Source organism: [Clostridium] clostridioforme AGR2157 (genome assembly GCF_000424325.1).
Classification (GTDB): domain Bacteria; phylum Bacillota; class Clostridia; order Lachnospirales; family Lachnospiraceae; genus Enterocloster; species Enterocloster clostridioformis_A.
On sequence record NZ_AUJR01000033.1, the window covers coordinates 1 to 17,181 of the forward strand.

Sequence of the window (17,181 nt, forward strand, 5' to 3'; positions counted from 1 at the left end):
ATAAGGATGGTTCACAGCTGCTATTCAGGGTTATATCCGACAGTTACGAAAGTAAAAGCTTGATTCTTACCACAAATCTGGAGTTCTCGAAATGGGGCGGTATCTTTACGGATGACCAGATGGCCGCAGCCATGATCGACCGCCTTGTCCATCATGGACATCTCCTGATATTTGAAGGAAAGAGCTACCGGATGGAACATGCCCTCATGCGCCGGGACGCATAATCAATGCCCGCCGAAAGCAGGGAAATTCCCTTGCTGAAAAAAGGGAATTCTGACGCTTTTTTTAGGGAAAAGTGCTTGACAAAAAACAATCATCAATTGCCTTACACACATCCATCGCCACCTTCTCTCCATGACTTTTCATTATAGCCGCCAGTCTTTTCTGATACTGAATATCTGCTGTAAACATGTGCGGAATACACTCATGTCCTCCATGCTGTGCGGGTTTATCAGATTAATCCTGTAATTGGGTATGAAGTCCTGTATGGCTGCGGCCTCCGCCGGACAGTTGTCAAATCCCAGAATCTGGTGAAGGCCATACAAAAATGAAACTTGCTATTTATATATTCGTATTACTGCTTTATATTTTTATATATTTAATAAAAATATAAAAATATTATTGACTAATATCACCCCCATGCATTATACTTATAACAAAGTTTAAGCCGATATTTTCACATATTTTCACACATGAAAGGAGCGGAACGGTATGAGAATCAAATTAAAAGAGGGTATAATAATGGCAATGGCATTATCCTTGTGCATGCCACTCCATGCAGCTGCCGCACAGGGAGGGTATACCGAATCTTTCCAGTAGGAAAACAAGGATACCGAAGCCATCTGCATCATTGCTATGACAGAAAAAGTCTATAACTCGCTAACAAGAATGCCAAGCGTCGTGGATGGCAAAACACAAGTTATGGCTTTCTCTGTTGAAAACCTCAAGAGCAATTCTTATGTAGATGGTTATGACTATGGAAAATCACTCAATCCCGGTACAAGACAAACATACTATGTGGTTTGCACTGCAAGAAGCTCCGGAACCACTGCTGATGTTGGTTTGGCATACTATAATAGCCAGGGAAAATATATTATCAACAGCAAAACATTCTTAAGTGGATATGATAGCTACGGGACAGTTTCCGCGACACCAACATTTAAAAATTACGGATACGTAAAAAATACTGGCTCTGCTAAGCTTACCGCATCATATGTATACAAGGAAACCCCCTAATAATTATCGGCTTAAATTTTATAAGGGAGCATCTCAACTATGAAATTAAAATGCAGCATTGTTATATTAGTCATCCTGGCATCTTTTCTTTTTTTAGTAAGCTGCCAAAATGATAGTGGAACAGCAGAAAAACAACAAACCAAATTAATTGAATCCTATTTTCAAGACTTGAAAAACGGTAATACAGAAGAGGCTTCTAAAAAGGTCCGATTTACAAAAGCAGAAATAAACGCCGGTTTACCAGATATATTCTGTGATGCCATGCAAGGATATGATTATAAAGAATTAACGATTCATGAAATCAAAAAACTGAATGATTCTATTTATCTTGTAAATGCCACAGTCAATACAAACTTTGACAGCGAGAATAAATCTGAATATATCGATGTTGAATTCAATCCTTTTATTGTATTCTATGATAACGAATATAAAATCGCTTTTGTCAAAGAGCAGGTTCCCCAAAGCTTATATGGAGACTTAAAGGCATTGCCAGATAATTATGATGATAATTTGGACTACATCATATTTGAGGATGGTGATGAAACCTTTAACCTAGAATAGCCCATATACGCCTGGCAGACGATACAATGATAACACAACATTTTCTACAATACTACCTGACAGCTATCATCGTCAAAAGCAGATATATGTTTATATTTTTATTAAGATGTATTAAAATATAAACAGGAGGTTGTAATGTATGGGAAAAAAATTATCACCAATGGAATATAAGTTCATGGAATTTATTTGGAAATTCCCCCAGGGAGTATACAGTAACTTAATATACGACGAATTTCCGCAGGCACAAGGCACAAAAGGGGCTATTTTATTTCATATCAAAGAGAAAGGTTATGTCTCAGTCCAGCAGAAAGGAAAGCAGACCCTATATACCCCGCTGATTAGCAAACTGGAGTATGATAAAATGGCAATTAATATGAGATTGAAGGATAAATTCGGAAGCAGCCGGCTGGAAAATCTGATTGCAACATTATGCGGTAAAAAGAGTTTAACAAAGCAGCAGGTAGATAAATTATATCAATTGATTGAAGAACTGAAAGAGGAGGATAATGATTAATTGGCTTGAACTGATATTTGTTATGTCAGTTGTATCCAGTATAATGTTCGGAGCTGTCCTTTTGATTGAACGCTTTTATAAAACTGAATACATTGAATATGTATATTTTATGATGAAAGTAGTTCTAATTATCTTTCTAATCCCCATGTTTATATTGATAACGAAGATTGTCATGGACAGCATGGGGTATACTATCAATGATATTCATGGGGATGATATAATGAGTGTCATTTGTTTTAATCGTTACAATATTGCCATGCTTCCCCATATTCAGGCTGCTGCAATATGTATTTTCGCCATATGGGGATTGGGGGCTATTGGCATTGTACACTGTATCCATTGGTTCAATCCCATTGTATATCTATATAAAATAATCTTTTTTGATTTCAGCGAATACGCTTGTGATAAACGAACAGCAGCAGCTTTTAACTCCAGACAAAAATCGCAATATGCGGGTCTCATCGTCAGCCTGGCCGCCACAAGACCGGAATATGAACAGACGGTCACATTCGTTGACCGAAATTACAAGGTGATTGAAAGGAGGGTTAAAGAGATTATGAAAAAACCAACAAAGGAAAAAAGCGCATTATTAATCGGAACAATGGCACTTTTTATATTACTATGCCCAATGGCCGCATATGCTGCGGCATCCGGAGTAATGGAAGCTCAATCTATAATGGTAAAGAATGAACTTACGAAAAATATTGAAGAGAGCAATAACTTCCTGAGTCAGGAATCATCCGTAAACATGAGAGCAGATGCAGTAAAGGTCATATTAGTTAATCCCAGAGGAATTAACAATATTGACATGTCTCTCGAAGCAGGCAACACATATATGTTTGACACTCTTTCTTTGAAAAAGGGACAGGAAATAACTCTATCAATCGTATCCGATAAGTCTTCCGACCGTTTCTCAGTCAGTATCACTGATAAATCAGGAAAAGGAAAACTCTTCTCATCCAATAAAGGCATGGTATCCGCTACCTATACCGTCCCTCAGAATGGCGATTATAAGATTTATATGAACGGACCAAATAGCGGCAGCGACGATATCCATATCAGCGGAACGATACGGATTGAATAGTTAACGCAAAGCAGCACCTGAATTTAGATATTTTACTTGTCTGCTTGACAAGGGGCATATCATAATTAACAGGTGCTGCATTTTTTTATCTACAAATAAATGATATTACATAATCCTCACATTCTTAAGCGCCCCGGTCTTAGAAAACTGGGTCCACTCACACACATTTACCGCGTGGTCTCCTATCCGCTCCAGATATTTGGCCACCATCAGCAAATCGATTCCCTGGTCCGCCTGGTCCGGCGAGGATTTGAGCAGATGAATCACGTCATCCTTCACCTGGTTGAACAGCGTATCCACCTCGTCATCCCGTTCAACGATTTCCATGGCAGCGTCTAAATCCTGGTTGATGAATGCTTCTATGGCGTCGTGAACCATTGCGTTGGCGGATGCGGCCATAACCGGAAGGTGTTTAACAATGTGGTATGCGTGCTCGCTTTTTATCCTCAGAATCAGCTCAGCAATATCCGAGGCATGGTCCCCTATCCGCTCCAGGTCCGTCACCACCTTAAGGGCAGTGGATACCTGGCGCAGGTCGCTGGCAACCGGCTGCTGGCGCAGTATCAGGGACAGACATCTGGACTCGATGGCGCGCTCCATGTCATTGACGGTCCTGTCGCCCTTAATCACATCCTCAGCCATCATATAATCCTGGTCCTCAAATGCCGTGAAGGTCTGCTCAATGGCACTCTCCACCATATGGGCCATTTCTTTTAAATCCTGTTTTAATGCTTCTAACTCATGTTCGTACGTAACCCTAACGCTCAATCTGATACCTTCCTTCTGCCATCATCCGAAACGGCCTGTAATATAGTCTTCTGTCCTTTTATCCTTCGGCATGGTGAAAAGTTCGTCCGTAGTCGCATACTCCACTACCTCTCCCACCAGGAAAAATGCAGTGTGGTCCGCTATACGCGTGGCCTGCTGCATGTTATGGGTCACAATGGCCACCGTATATTTGCTCTTAAGATCATCCATCAGATCCTCAATCTTCAGGGTGGATATGGGGTCCAGGGCGGATGTGGGTTCATCCATCAGAAGGACCTCCGGCTCCACGGCCAGGGCCCTGGCGATACAGAGGCGCTGCTGCTGTCCGCCGGACAGTCCCAGAGCTGATTTCTTCAGACGGTCAGAGACCTCATCCCACAGGGCCGCCCCCTTAAGGCTGTTCTCCACAATCTCATCCAGCTGGGCCTTATTCTTAATGCCATGGATTCTGGGTCCATAGGCAATGTTGTCATAGATACTCATGGGAAAAGGATTAGGCTGCTGGAATACCATGCCGATTTTCTTTCTCAGCAGGGTGGTATCCACCTGGGAATCATAAATATCCTCATCATCCAGGAGAACGGTCCCATCTATCTTAACGCCCGGCACCAGGTCGTTCATGCGGTTCAGTGTCTTCAGGTAAGTGGACTTGCCGCAGCCTGACGGCCCTATGAAGGCAGTAATCTTATGTTCATACAAATCAAGGTTTATGTTTTTAAGGGCATGATTCTCCCCGTAGTACAGGTTCAGATTCCGGGTTGAAATCTTTGTTTTGCTTTCCACGCTTATTCTCCTTTGCTAATTGAAATGGTCCGACGCATCCCTATGCCCCGGCTTCCACATTGAACCGGTGGGACATGTATTTTGCCAGACCGTTGATTCCCAGTACAATGACTAAAAGGACCAAGGCCACGCCAAAGGCCTCATTATATTTTGCTTTCTGCATAAACAGATAGAGCTGTATGGTGAGGGTTCCTCCGGATTCAAATATCTTGGAAAGCAGATTCTTTGGAAGATAATAACCGCTTCCCGCCGTAAACAGCAGGGCTGCTGACTCTCCCACAATTCTTCCGATGGCCAGGATTACGCCTGTGAGGATTCCCGGCATGGCGCTGGGAAGAAGGATAGTCCGTATCATATACCATTTTGTGGCTCCGATTCCAAGGGCTCCATGGCGGTAGCTGTCCGGCACGGTCTTAAGCGCTTCCTGGGTGGTTCTGGTTATGAGGGGCAGAATCATAATGGTCAGGGTCAGGGCTCCCGTAAGAATGGAGTATCCCAGTCCCAGAACATTTCCAAAAAACACCATTCCAAACAGGCCGAATATAATAGACGGAATGCCGGACAGGGTTTCTGTGGTAAACTCAATCATCCGCACCACCCTACCCGGCTTTGCGTATTCATTCAGATATACGGCAGAGCCAATGCCCAGGGGCGTGGCGATGAGCAGGGTAATGATTACAATGTACAGTGTGTTTATGATATTTCCCAGGATTCCAAAGGTTCCCTTTGTCGCGCTTGAGGCAGTACTTAAAAACGCCCATGTGACATGCGGGATTCCCCGCACAAATACATAACCCATGATGCCTGCCAGAAGAAGGATGGAGAAGCCTGCACAGGTATATATGATGACTGTAAGGAATACATCCAGGCCGCGTACGCGCCTGCCGTATATGCTGTCCTGCACAACGGAGTCCTTATGAACCCGGACTGCAATATCATTTGTCATTCCTGTTTCCTCCCTTCTTTAAAATCCTGGTAAGGCTTATGTTGATAATCATAATGAATGCAAACAGTACCAGGCCAATGGTGAAAAGCACCTGTCTGTGAAGTCCCGCGGCATACCCCATCTCCGATACAATGGCTGTTGTGAGGAAGCGGACGGAGTTAAAGGGAAGGGGCAGATTTACGGAGCTTCCCGACACAAGACTGATGGCCATGGCTTCGCCGATTGCCCTGCCTGTTCCCAGCACAACGGCTGTTATGATGCCGGATTTGGCCGCAGGCACAATTACCTGGAATATGGTCTGTATCTTTGTGGCGCCCAGAGCCAGGGACGCGCTCTTTAAATGGGCCGGCACGGACCTGAGGGAAGATTCGCTGATGTTTATGACCGTGGGGAGAATCATCAGGGCCAGTACCAGCACGGCTGATATCAGATTGGCTCCGCCGGTAAACTGATGTGTTTCAGACCCCTTAAACAGCATCAGTTCCACTTTGTACATCAAAGGATTAAGAATCAGGATTCCCAGCAGGCCGTATATGACAGAGGGGATTCCGGCCAGAAGCTCTACCGCCGGACGGACCATGTCGCTCAGCCGTTTGGGGGCAACCTCTGCAAGGAATATGGCTGTCATGACGCCGATTGGAACTCCAATCAGGATTGCCAGAAAGGTTCCCACTATGGAGGTCAGGATGACAAACAGTATACCGAAGCTGGGGGATGCGGCTGCCGGCTGCCACACGGTCCCAAACAGGATTTCCAGCAGCCCCACTTTAAACAGTGCAGGCGTACCGCTGATAAGCATGTACAGTGTGATGGAGGCAACAGCCAATACGGCGAAAAAGCCGCAGGCAGTAAAGATGCCCTGTGCAGCTTTTTCGACGGTGGACTTGCTGCCATGACTGGATCGTATGGAAAATGTCTCCGCTCTCATGCAGGAAGTCTCCTTTCTCTATTCCGATTATTTGTCAACTGCAATCAGTCCTACGGACTTCACAATCTCTGTGCCTTCATCTGAGTAGATATAATCGAAGAGGGCTTTTACCAGGTCATTCTGCTCGCTTATTTCTCCCTTGGTAGCCATTACAAACGGACGGCTTAAGAAGTAGGAGCCTGCCTTGATGTTTTCCTCTGTAGGCTCAGCGCCTTCCAGCTTCACAGCCTTTACTGTATCGTCCAGTACATCCAGGGAAACATAGCCAATCGCGCCTGGTGTGGAAGCCACCTTTGCCATCACTGCGCCGGTGCTGTCCAGCTCATTGCTGTATTTGCACATATCCTCCAGCTTTAACAGTTCCTCGAAGGCGCTTCTGGTACCGGAACCTGATTCACGTCCAACCACTACGATGGGAGCGTCATTTCCGCCCGCATCCTTCCAGTTGGTGATTTTTCCTTCGTAGATATCAGACAGCTGCTGTTTGGTCAGGTCCTCCACAGTATTGGCCGCATCAACCACCACTGCGATTCCGTCAATGGCAACAATGTTCTCAGCCACGCCGCCTGCCTTCTCCTCATCCTTTAAAGTCCTGGAAGAATTGCCGATATCAGCCGTTCCATTGCTGACAGCCTCTATGCCCGCGCCGGAGCCAACGAATTCAGCTGTCACCGTCACATTTGGATATTTCTCCATAAAGGACTCGCTGAGAGCATTGGCAAACTTCTCCATAGAAGTGGAGCCCACCATGCTGATGGCGCCGCTCAAATCAGCAGACGGAGCATTTTCCGCCTCTGCCGCAGCCTGGTCTTTTGTCTCTCCGGACGCAGCGGAAGCCTCTGTGGCTGTCTCTGCGGTAGTTGCCGGAGCGGCTGTCCCTGCTGCGGTTGTCTCTGTGGCGCTGCTGCCGCATCCTGCCAGGATGCCCATGGCCAGAACTGCCGTGCCTAACAGTGCTGTTAATTTCTTTCCATTCATTCTCATAATACTTTTCCTCCTGAATCATGTCGTTTATTATCATGTTTTTTCTTATCTCTACTACAGTTTGGAGTATACATAAGATTTACATCCGGAGAAATCATGATATGGTATAGTTTCCGTAAAATGTATGTAAAACCGCAGCCGCCGCCCGGTGCCCCTCCGGCACTACGAAAAAGGCGCCCGCCGCCATGGCAGACACCTTTCTCGTCTTTTTTTATATCTGTCTTATTCCTGCTCAGCCCTTACAGACAGCCTCCACAATACGTTCCATCTCTCCCCACTTCTTTTCCATATCCTCCACCAGTCCGAACTGGGTACGGCAGCGATCCAGATTATGCTTCTCCCTGGCAATCTTAAAATAAGTGTCGCCGGACAGATAATCCGTAAGGAACCGGATTCCGCATTCCAGGGTCATGAGCCTGGCTCCCTGAGGAAGCATTTTAACCTCTGCTTCGGTAAGGCTTCCCGCGCACCCTTCCAGAAATCCTCTGGTATAGATTTCAAAGAGAGGAATGGACAGGGACACCTTGCTTAAATCCGTTTCATCCTCCTCTGCGGTATTGGCGCCAAAGCGGATGGAATCTCCGAAATCAAAGATGGAAAGTCCCGGCATAACGGTATCCAGATCAATGATGCAGATGGCCTGACCGGTCTTGTCATCAATCATAATGTTGTTTAATTTGGTATCATTATGAGTCACTCTCAGAGGAAGCTCCCCCTTAGCCAGCATATCCATGGCCAGACCCGCATCCTGCTCCCTGTCCATGACAAACCGAATCTCGTCCTGTACCTCTGACGCCCTGCCGCAGATATCCTCCTCCACCGCTCTCCTAAAAGCCCTGAATCTTCCCGGAGTGTCATGAAAACCCGGGATGGTCTCTGCCAGCTCTCTGGCAGGATAGCGGGCTAAAAGTCTCTGGAAATGCCCGAAGGCCTTTCCGCTCTGGTAAAAGTCCTCCGGCTTCTCCACCAGGTTATAGCAGGTGGCTCCCTCAATGAATAGGTACATCCTCCAGTAATTCCCCTGACTGTCCACATAGAAGGTGGCTCCCTCCCTGGTCTTTATGAGGTTCAGGGTCTCCCGGTCCGGGTCCCCGTTGTTTTTTATGACCTCCTGCCTCAGGAAGGTGGTGACCCCCTCAATATTGCGCATAAGAGATACCGGATCCTGGAAGATATCAGTATTCATCCTCTGAAGAATATAAGGACGGTTCTCACATATGAGACGGAAGGTATCATTGATGTGGCCGTTTCCATAGCGCTCGCAGCTGATTGCTTCCCCATCCGTGGCAAAAGCTGCGGCCGCCTCCTTAAGTATATGTTTATCCATTTCAGCACTCATTACACCTGTTCCTCCCAAAGTTTCTCCGGGTACAATCCCTTATCCTTAAGGTCCCTAATGGCCTTTACCACTGTCTCCTTATCTTTCTTATAGGTAACTCCATACCAGCGATCCACACTCTTTAGCACAGTCACCTCAGCCAGGTCTGCCTTGAGAAGTTCATCCACCACAAAGGGCAGGAAATATTCGCACTTCATAGGATTTACTGGAAGGTTTTTATCCAGGAAAGCCCCGAATCTGTTCTCCAGTTCACCCAGAATGCTCTTTGTAAACCCCCACATGTTCATGGAAACAATAGTGGACTCCGGAAGCTCTGTCCATGTAGCGCCGTCATCCTCCGTATATTCCGCCTGGTTCCCATGCTTTTCAATCCTGGTCCGCTCGTGGATATCCACCAGGCGGCTGTCTGCATCCGTCCGGCACACGCCCCTTGCCACATACCCATTCTCTGTCAGGGTATTGTACAGTTTGTAGCCCACCATGGTGTACTGGTATCTGCCCGTGTCCTCCACAGAGGACAGCTGGTCATAAATCATGTGAAAGGCTTCTTTTCCATAATAATCATCCGCGTTGATTACAGCAAAAGGCCCGTCAATCAAATCCTTGCAGCAAAGCACTGCATGGCCCGTCCCCCACGGCTTCACCCGGCCCTCCGGCACCCGGTATCCCTCCGGAATCTTATCCAGTTCCTGATAAACATAGGCCACATCCATATATTTACTGATGCGGTTTCCAATACGAATCTTAAAATCTTCCTCAATGGCCTTCTTGATAATGAATATGACCTTTTCAAATCCCGCTTCCCTGGCATCAAATATGGAAAAATCAATGATGATATTCCCATAGGGATCCACGGGGTCAATCTGCTTTAATCCTCCGTAACGGCTTCCCATACCCGCCGCCATGATCACTAGTACTGGTTTCTGAGACATGCTTTCCTTCCTCCTCACATGATTATCCTTATTCCTTCACGATTCCTGTTCCTGCATCCACCTTATCCCTTCACGCCGCCTCCGGTTACGCCTGCTATAATCTTCTCTGACAGGAAGATATACAGGATGAAGGTTGGCAGGAACACAATGACAACAGCAGAGAACATACCGGCCCAGTCGCCTGTATATTTCATGGAGTTTATCATGGAATACAAACCCACTGCCACCGGACGTACCTTGTCGGAATTTCCGAATATCAGGGAGATGAAATACTCGTTCCAGATATTGATAAAGTTAAATATGGTAACGGTCACTATTCCCGGCTGGGCCATGGGAAGCATGATTAGCCAAAAGGTCTTAACAGGCGGACAGCCGTCGATGGCAGCCGCTTCCTCAAACGCCCTGGACAGATTGGCAAAAAAGGTGGTTAGGAAAATGGTGGTGTAGGGCACATTGATTCCGATATACAGGAATATCAGAGTCGCCCGGTTGGCTGACACGTTGTTAAGGATGTTGAGACCTGCCACCACGGCGAACAGCGGAAGCACAATCATGACTACCGGTACTCCCATGGACGCCACCAGGGATGACTGTATTAGTTTATTGCACACAAAGTCAAAACGTGACAGCGCATAGGCGGCAGGCGCGCAAATCAGTATCAGCAGGGTACAGGATACCACTGCATAAAACAGGGAATTGAAGAAAATGGTGGAGACATTGGAATTGACCCATGCCTTCACATAGTTTTCTATATGGAATCCGCTCTCCAGCAGCTTATTGCTGAATATTTCCTTGGTGGTGGAAAAGCTGGCCATCAGGACCCAGCCCAGCAGGGCCAGGGTAAATAGGATCCACAGGGTAAGAATCAGGTATCCGGGGGCAAGCTTTAGTTCCTTCTTCCAGCGGACCGGTTCCCTGTACAGTTTTTCTTTTTTCTGAAATAATCCCGACATATGTTCTCCCCCTTTCCTAGAATTCCAGATCTTTGTCCTGAAGCAGGTGGTTGCAGAGCCAGAACACAATGACCACGCATACGCTTAACATCACGCCAACCGCTGCGCCAATCCCGGAATTGCGCTCCGTTACGCTGTTGCCCGCCCCAAATATCTGCATGTACAGATAAACCATGGGGGTAATGGTCTGGGTATCGGCCGTGACCGTTGAGAACAGCTGGGACCATACGAAAAACCCAACGCTGGTAACGCTCCACATGGTGACATTGGTTCTGAACACTCCTTTTAACAGGGGTAATGTAATATAACGGAACTGGTTGAACTTATTGGCCCCGTCCAGAGTGGCTGCCTCAAAGTAATCGCCGCTGATGCGTTCAATGCCGCTGGCAAATATCAGCATGTGATAGCCCACCATGCCGAAACAGTAGGCCAGAAGCAGAGCCATGAACTTGTGGTTATTATCCAGCCACTGTATCTTTGCCAGGGAATCCAGGCCCAAAGCCTGTAAGAAATTTTTAATCAGTCCGTACTTGGGGCTGTAGACATACTGGAGCCACATGGTCGCCAGGGCCACTGCGCTGACGATGTTAGGCAGATAAATCATTGCCCTGAAAAAGCTTTTGAAGCGGATGCCGCTGGTAATGATTACGGCAAACAGCAGAGCCAGGGACATGACGATGATACCGCCGATAAACCATATCCGGCCCAGGTTCCACATGGAGATGCGGAACAAGGTGGTATTCGCCAGCTTCACATAGTTATCAATACCGCTGAAGGTCCATTTTGACATGGGGTCCGTGATTCCCTCAATCTTGAAAAAGCTCATGAGGATAGTCCTGATAATGGGGTAAAGGAATACCAGGACGAACATCACCACTGCCGGTGTCATGAACACAATTATCATTCCCTTATCTTTTTTCACGCCAGTTCCTCCTAACATAAACCTGTTCCGGATACGCTCCGGAGTCCAAAAAGAGGCGGCAGCGTTATACGATGCCACCTCACTGTTGCATATTCCGTGCAAAATGCTGAATGTGTTAATCTGATTACTTTCCTGCAGCCTGAAGGTTGGATACAAATTCATCCGCTGAAATGGCTCCGCTGCAGAGCTTGGTCATGTTCTCTTTGATGATTGGTGTCATATCCACATTGTCCTCTGCGCCGGCAGCCCATGGATAACGGGTTTTTAAGCTTTCCATTACAGGCTTCACATCAGTAAGCTGTACAGGCCACTCTGAGTTGGTGGTGTCAGCCGGGATTCCCAGGGATTCCTCAGCGAGCTTCTTGTCAAACTCGCCCTTGGTAATATAGGTAATCAGCTTAAATGCATCCTCTGCATTCTGTGAGTTCTTGTTGATAGCCAGAACCTGGCCGCCGTAGTTTGCTGCTTCCGGACCGTCCGTACCGCCTTCCACTGCCGGGTAGCTGAAGCATCCCCACTGGAAGTCGTCGCCCGCCATGTTCTTTACTTCGTTTGGAAGCCAGGAACCATTGAGGTACATGGCTGCTGTTCCCATTGCCAGCTCCTGGTTCTGTCCTGCCGGGAATACGTTGGATGCTATGTTCTCTGAAAAATATCCCTTCTGGGCAAAATCCGCATAAGCCTTGGCTGTCTCCATCACAGACGGGTCGTCCCACTTATTGTTCTTTACGATATCCGATGTCTTGTCATAGCCGTTGAGTCTGGACATATGGTATCCGAAGAGACAAAGTATGTATGCGTCGTCACATGTAATGGGTGTATAGCCTGCGTCCTTGATCTTCTGGCATGCTGCGTCTAATTCTGCCCAGGTGGCAGGAACAGCTGTCACGCCGGCTTCCTCAAAGATTGCCTTATTGTAGAAAAACGCAAATACATTAGGCTGATAGGGAATGGACTTAAGGGTCCCCCCTCCTACCTCGCGGCAGGCTTCCATCAGGCTTGCATTGGCAGTTGCTTCATAATCAGATGCCTTAGCCAGTTCTTCCAGATCCATCAGATAGGCGCCCCATGTAGTATTCACACGGTCAATATCCTCGTCAAACAGATCAATGTTGGTTCCTGCGTCCAGGGCCGGCTGTAATCCCTCGCGGATTCCGGTACGTCCCTTGAACTGTACGTCCACGGCCACTCCTGTGTCTGCCGAAAACTTGTCAACTGCTTCCTTGATTACCTGGCCCTGGGGCTCTGTGGACTCCCACATGGACCAGTATACCAGACCTGTGCCATCTCCAGCCGGTGCCGGTGCGTCCGCTGCTGCAGTGGTATCTGCTGCCGCAGCCGCAGTGGTATCAGCTGCAGCCGCAGCCGTGGTATCCGTGGCGCCGGACCCGCCGCCGCATGCTGTCAGTGAACCAACCATGGCTGCCGCCAGTGCCAATGCTATCCATTTTCTGTTTTTCATAAAATACGTCCTCCTTGAATCTTATTGTGTTTTTGCCGATTCACATTAACTACCGATAATCCAATTATAGTAAATGTGCACATTAAGTTCTTTGCACTATAATTTTATTTATTTGCACAAAAAGCCTTTTCCTATGTATAATCCACAAATATAATTCCTGCCCCGGACTCTTGTAAGTCATTTTGTATACTTATTGAAGATACCCATATATAGTCCCTTCCGGATCAGCCGCCTTATAAGTCAAACCATTTTATTTCACATGGCCGCAGCTCCATGGAAACCCCATGTCCATCCCCGTCATAAACCACCGTGGACTGCGCCCGGCTGGTGTTGTTGACCACCGCGTATTTCCCTGCCTCAGGATATCCGTGTACCTCACAGAACAGATTGTCTGAAAACCATTTATTCATTTCCCTTTCTTTGGAGGCAGCATAGTACATGCTCCTTATGAGAAGCCTGGTGTTCTCATGGCTGTAAGGAAGGCCCGCAAGGTACACGCCCCGCCCCCTTCCATATGGATGGGCGCTGAGATGGACCTCATGGTCTGAGTATTCCCCAATCTCCGTGTCCGCTCCCAAAGCATATACATTCTTCATCCCTTCCCCAAAATCCAGAACCAGCCTTCCTGATTCATCCCTTGGAACGTCCTGTGTGATGAAGTGGCTGTCTGCCTGTTTTGTATCATACTTATCCGTGGACAGGGTAAAACCCTGCTCCTTATCCACCCCCAGCACATCTGCCAGCTGGAAATACCGTCCGCCCCGCTGCACGGCGCTGGGCTCGCCCACTCCCACAAAACCGCCGCCTTCCCAGACAAACCGCCTCACTGCCGTGAGAATCTGCCCGTCCAGCCACTCATCCCCGCCGGACCAGGCCGTACCTGCATCCCCTGCATTAATGATCACATCCACGTCCTCAGGTATGCCTGACCTGCGTATATCATCAAAGCTCATAAATGTCACATCTACGCCTGCCCCGCTCAGTGCCTCCAGAATGCCGAAATAAGTGTAGGTCTGCTTATACCACAGGGCATGGGCCACCATGTAGGGCTGCCAGGAGCGCAGCTTTCCCCAGCAGTTCAACACGGCTGCCTTCAGCCCGCAAAAAGGCCTGCTTCCTCCTATATTGCCGTAGATTTCCCTAAATTCTTCCGCAACCTTCTCAATGTAATCCACAAAGCCCGGAAATTTATAGGCCAGACTCAGATATCCGCCATACCCGATGCGGTCAACAGGTTTGCGCATCAGAGCCCTTCGGGCACAAATCCAGTTCTCCACCGCCTCAGGCACAGGATCATTTCCCTCATAAAATGTATCAGGGAAAAAGTAGGGAAGGAAACGGCCTTCCGTATAGCTCACCACCGGAATATCGGATATAAGGCGCAGCGTTGCCCCGCCTCCCACGCTGCCCACCACGGCGTCCAGACCGATTTCCGGGAAATAAGCGCCGTAAGGCTCGGTTCCAATCCAGTTGTCGCCTAAAAACATCATGGCCTTGCGCCCTGCCTGATGGACCAGCTCCACCAGCTCCCTGGCTTTTCCTGCCACAAAGCGCTGGATGAAGTCCATATAATCCCTGTAATGTCTGGTCGGAACCCGGAAGGAGGAATTATAGTACCCATTGTCCACAATATCCTCAGGTCTGAGGGCGTAGCCGTATTCTGCCTGGAATTCCTCCAGCGCCTTCACGCTGACCGTTGCTCCGTATCCAAACCAGTCCACGAATTTCTCCTTTGCGTCGCTTCCGAATACCAGCGTAAAATGGTAGAAAAACGTGGTAAACCGTACAACATCCGTATCCGGATTATCCTTTAACCACTGTACCAGGTACTCCCTTGCAAACAGACCTGAAGCCTCCTGGCGCACGTCAAAGGGAATCTCATGGGGTTTATCCCCCCAGTTATTGGTTATGTGATTGTACATCTGGGTAGGGTCCCATACCGCGTATACCAGGAAGGATACCGTATATTCGTGGAAGGGCGACGCATGCTCCAGCACCACCCGCATGGGGGCAGAATTGCCTTCTGCTTCTTTGGTTTCCGCGGCGTCCCCGGCTCCCGCGGTTTTCCCGGCTCCCGCGGCTTCCCCGGCTTCCCCGGTTCCTTCAAACACTCCCTTAAACTCCCTGCCGTCGCCAAATCCTTCCGGCATGAACGCTCCTGTCAGCTCCCACTGGGAGGCAGGGACCGCCTGGCCCGTGGTGCGGTCCATGACCTCCCACCATTTCTTAGGGTCATGGTAACAGTCAGGAACCACCTGCTGGCCAAAATACCCTTCCATAAAGTCCATCTCCAGATGGTTCTCCACCGCGGTAAAGCGCCGGGACATGAGATATAACTGCTGGCATTCCTCCATATGCTTAACTGCAAATTCATTGTGGCCTCTTGCCACAAAATAGGTGGTATAAATTTCCGCATCCAGAGATTTGACATCCTTGTCCAGCTTTGTCCCGTCGCTGTCACGGATGGCATCAGCGCCCCAGCGCTCCATAAGCTCCCTTGTCTCATTAAAAAAACCGGATTCACTGGGAAGCGTAACCCTTCCTCTTGTCTTAGACATGTCCGTATCCTCCCTTATATCTTCATATTGGGCTGTTTTCCATGAGCCCATGACTCTTGATTCATTTAAATAAATTATAGCGGATAGCTTTTTCTGTAACAAGACAGAGTACGAATTTTTATTTGCACATTCTATCATTTAATTTGTATGATTGTATTCTGCGGGATTGATTTCTGTGGTATAATTCAGAAGATAAGACAGTTTTAGAAAAAGACAGTGCAGGAGGAAGGATTCCATGGCCTATAAAAGTGTAGTTCTGGAAGACAGCATTACCATCAACCGGATTATTTCCGTCCACTATTTCCAGTATATGAGCGACTTCTCCTTTCCCGGGGAAAGCCACGATTTCTGGGAACTGATATGTGTAGACCGCGGAGAAATTGATGCGGTGGCCGGAGACCGGCGTCTGACCTTAAAGAAGGGAAATATTCTGTTTCACAAGCCCAATGAGTTCCACAATGTACTGACCAACGGAAAGGTTTCTCCAAGCCTGGTAGTCATTGGATTCGAATGCCATTCGCCTGCCATAAAGTCATTCGAGGATCAGCTCATGTCGGTCCAGGATACGGAAAAAAAGCTCCTGGCCCAAATCATCGTGGAAGCCAGAAACACATTCGACGGAAGACTGGATGACCCATACCAGGAGGAGCTTATCTTTAACAGTGAACCCCTGACCTTTGGTTCGGCCCAGCTCATCAGCCATTACCTGGAACAGCTGATTATCCATCTTTACAGGAGGTATTTTTCCTACTCCCTGCCAGTGCGTTCTTCCCGCTTCCTGGCTGAGGCCAGCAGCGGGAATGATACCTACAACCGAATCGTCCGCTATATGGAGGAACATCTGGGCGAACGCATGACCATAGACAGAATCTGCCGGGACAACCTGGTGGGGCGCTCCCAGCTGCAAAAGCTGTTCCGGGACATAAAAGGCTGCGGGGTCATAGAATTCTTTTCCATGATGAAAATTGACACTGCCAAACAGATGATACGTGACAACCAGCTTAATTTCACCCAGATTGCAGACCGCCTGGGGTACAATTCCATCCATTATTTTTCCCGGCAGTTCAAGCAGATTACCTCCATGACGCCTTCTGAGTATGCCACCTCCATACGGCTGTTGTCGGAGAAGCCTTAGGATTCCTCTTTGCCTGTCATTCCTCATCAGCGAAAAACGGCCATCCGGAGTATCATTCCTCCCAAATGACCGTTTT

General features: G+C 47.9%; 17 protein-coding genes. 6 read left to right on the top strand and 11 right to left on the bottom strand.

Translation table 11 applies throughout. The features are described from left to right. The 5 genes from G614_RS0114465 to G614_RS31750 all read left to right on the top strand — a co-directional run. Positions 1–224: ATP-binding protein (locus tag G614_RS0114465; protein WP_027642516.1), on the top strand; the 224-nt coding region annotated here is incomplete at its 5' end. Positions 225–855: 631 nt separating this feature from the next. After that, entirely contained in the window at positions 856–1,236 is a 381-nt protein-coding gene (locus tag G614_RS27555) for a hypothetical protein (protein WP_242828097.1), read from the top strand. Positions 1,237–1,275: 39 nt separating this feature from the next. Continuing rightward, positions 1,276–1,797, top strand: coding sequence for a hypothetical protein (locus G614_RS0114480; RefSeq protein WP_027642518.1), 522 nt, complete (start codon positions 1,276–1,278; stop codon positions 1,795–1,797). 139 nt (positions 1,798–1,936) lie between these two features. Beyond that, positions 1,937–2,311 (top strand): BlaI/MecI/CopY family transcriptional regulator, encoded by a 375-nt coding sequence (locus tag G614_RS0114485; RefSeq protein ID WP_027642519.1) that lies wholly within the window; start codon positions 1,937–1,939, stop codon positions 2,309–2,311. Further along, the gene (locus G614_RS31750) at positions 2,304–3,395 is read left to right on the top strand and encodes a M56 family metallopeptidase (RefSeq protein ID WP_162142764.1); all 1,092 of its coding nucleotides are present in this window, start codon (positions 2,304–2,306) and stop codon (positions 3,393–3,395) included. Before G614_RS0114485 ends, G614_RS31750 begins: the two co-directional genes overlap by 8 nt. A gap of 105 nt (positions 3,396–3,500) precedes the next feature. On the opposite strand, the gene phoU is transcribed toward G614_RS31750, so the two are convergent. From phoU to gnpA, 11 genes are all read right to left on the bottom strand, one after another. After that, positions 3,501–4,163: a phosphate signaling complex protein PhoU gene (gene phoU / locus G614_RS0114500; RefSeq protein ID WP_044917840.1), complete on the bottom strand. Its 663-nt coding sequence runs from the start codon at positions 4,161–4,163 to the stop codon at positions 3,501–3,503. Between the two features lie 21 nt (positions 4,164–4,184). Next, the gene (gene pstB, locus G614_RS0114505) at positions 4,185–4,946 is read right to left on the bottom strand and encodes a phosphate ABC transporter ATP-binding protein PstB (protein ID WP_002572986.1); all 762 of its coding nucleotides are present in this window, start codon (positions 4,944–4,946) and stop codon (positions 4,185–4,187) included. A gap of 40 nt (positions 4,947–4,986) precedes the next feature. Beyond that, positions 4,987–5,892 (bottom strand): phosphate ABC transporter permease PstA, encoded by a 906-nt coding sequence (gene pstA / locus G614_RS0114510; protein ID WP_027642522.1) that lies wholly within the window; start codon positions 5,890–5,892, stop codon positions 4,987–4,989. Next, positions 5,882–6,820, bottom strand: a complete 939-nt coding sequence (gene pstC, locus G614_RS0114515; protein ID WP_027642523.1) for a phosphate ABC transporter permease subunit PstC — start codon at positions 6,818–6,820, stop codon at positions 5,882–5,884. Before pstC ends, pstA begins: the two co-directional genes overlap by 11 nt. A gap of 27 nt (positions 6,821–6,847) precedes the next feature. Then, a complete protein-coding gene (locus G614_RS0114520) occupies positions 6,848–7,804 on the bottom strand; it encodes a phosphate ABC transporter substrate-binding protein (RefSeq protein WP_027642524.1) in 957 nt (318 codons plus the stop codon). Positions 7,805–8,036: 232 nt separating this feature from the next. Beyond that, positions 8,037–9,143, bottom strand: coding sequence for a phosphotransferase enzyme family protein (locus tag G614_RS0114530; RefSeq protein ID WP_027642525.1), 1,107 nt, complete (start codon positions 9,141–9,143; stop codon positions 8,037–8,039). Beyond that, positions 9,143–10,075 carry a sugar phosphate nucleotidyltransferase gene (locus tag G614_RS0114535; RefSeq protein WP_027642526.1) on the bottom strand — a complete coding sequence of 311 codons (933 nt, stop codon included), beginning with the start codon at positions 10,073–10,075 and terminating at the stop codon, positions 9,143–9,145. The genes G614_RS0114530 and G614_RS0114535 overlap by 1 nt, the downstream gene beginning before the upstream one ends. A 62-nt stretch (positions 10,076–10,137) precedes the next feature. Beyond that, positions 10,138–11,028: a carbohydrate ABC transporter permease gene (locus G614_RS0114540; protein WP_027642527.1), complete on the bottom strand. Its 891-nt coding sequence runs from the start codon at positions 11,026–11,028 to the stop codon at positions 10,138–10,140. A 16-nt stretch (positions 11,029–11,044) separates the two neighbouring features. Next, a complete protein-coding gene (locus tag G614_RS0114545; protein ID WP_027642528.1) occupies positions 11,045–11,950 on the bottom strand; it encodes a carbohydrate ABC transporter permease in 906 nt (301 codons plus the stop codon). Positions 11,951–12,074: 124 nt separating this feature from the next. Beyond that, positions 12,075–13,412, bottom strand: a complete 1,338-nt coding sequence (locus G614_RS0114550; protein WP_027642529.1) for an ABC transporter substrate-binding protein — start codon at positions 13,410–13,412, stop codon at positions 12,075–12,077. 233 nt (positions 13,413–13,645) lie between these two features. Further along, positions 13,646–15,970, bottom strand: coding sequence for a 1,3-beta-galactosyl-N-acetylhexosamine phosphorylase (gene gnpA / locus G614_RS0114555; protein WP_027642530.1), 2,325 nt, complete (start codon positions 15,968–15,970; stop codon positions 13,646–13,648). 235 nt (positions 15,971–16,205) lie between these two features. Here gnpA and G614_RS0114560 point away from each other — a divergent pair, with 235 nt between their 5' ends. Continuing rightward, positions 16,206–17,105 carry an AraC family transcriptional regulator gene (locus G614_RS0114560; protein WP_027642531.1) on the top strand — a complete coding sequence of 300 codons (900 nt, stop codon included), beginning with the start codon at positions 16,206–16,208 and terminating at the stop codon, positions 17,103–17,105. The last annotated feature ends 76 nt before the right edge of the window (positions 17,106–17,181 follow it).

Coding starts and splice junctions, on each gene's coding strand:
- G614_RS27555 (WP_242828097.1), top strand. CDS start 856: ATGACAGAAAAAGTCTATAACTCGCTAACAAGAATGCCAAGCGTCGTG.
- G614_RS0114480 (WP_027642518.1), top strand. CDS start 1,276: ATGAAATTAAAATGCAGCATTGTTATATTAGTCATCCTGGCATCTTTT.
- G614_RS0114485 (WP_027642519.1), top strand. CDS start 1,937: ATGGGAAAAAAATTATCACCAATGGAATATAAGTTCATGGAATTTATT.
- G614_RS31750 (WP_162142764.1), top strand. CDS start 2,304: ATGATTAATTGGCTTGAACTGATATTTGTTATGTCAGTTGTATCCAGT.
- pstA (WP_027642522.1), bottom strand. CDS start 5,892: ATGACAAATGATATTGCAGTCCGGGTTCATAAGGACTCCGTTGTGCAG.
- pstC (WP_027642523.1), bottom strand. CDS start 6,820: ATGAGAGCGGAGACATTTTCCATACGATCCAGTCATGGCAGCAAGTCC.
- G614_RS0114520 (WP_027642524.1), bottom strand. CDS start 7,804: ATGAGAATGAATGGAAAGAAATTAACAGCACTGTTAGGCACGGCAGTT.
- G614_RS0114530 (WP_027642525.1), bottom strand. CDS start 9,143: ATGAGTGCTGAAATGGATAAACATATACTTAAGGAGGCGGCCGCAGCT.
- G614_RS0114535 (WP_027642526.1), bottom strand. CDS start 10,075: ATGTCTCAGAAACCAGTACTAGTGATCATGGCGGCGGGTATGGGAAGC.
- G614_RS0114540 (WP_027642527.1), bottom strand. CDS start 11,028: ATGTCGGGATTATTTCAGAAAAAAGAAAAACTGTACAGGGAACCGGTC.
- G614_RS0114550 (WP_027642529.1), bottom strand. CDS start 13,412: ATGAAAAACAGAAAATGGATAGCATTGGCACTGGCGGCAGCCATGGTT.
- gnpA (WP_027642530.1), bottom strand. CDS start 15,970: ATGTCTAAGACAAGAGGAAGGGTTACGCTTCCCAGTGAATCCGGTTTT.
- G614_RS0114560 (WP_027642531.1), top strand. CDS start 16,206: ATGGCCTATAAAAGTGTAGTTCTGGAAGACAGCATTACCATCAACCGG.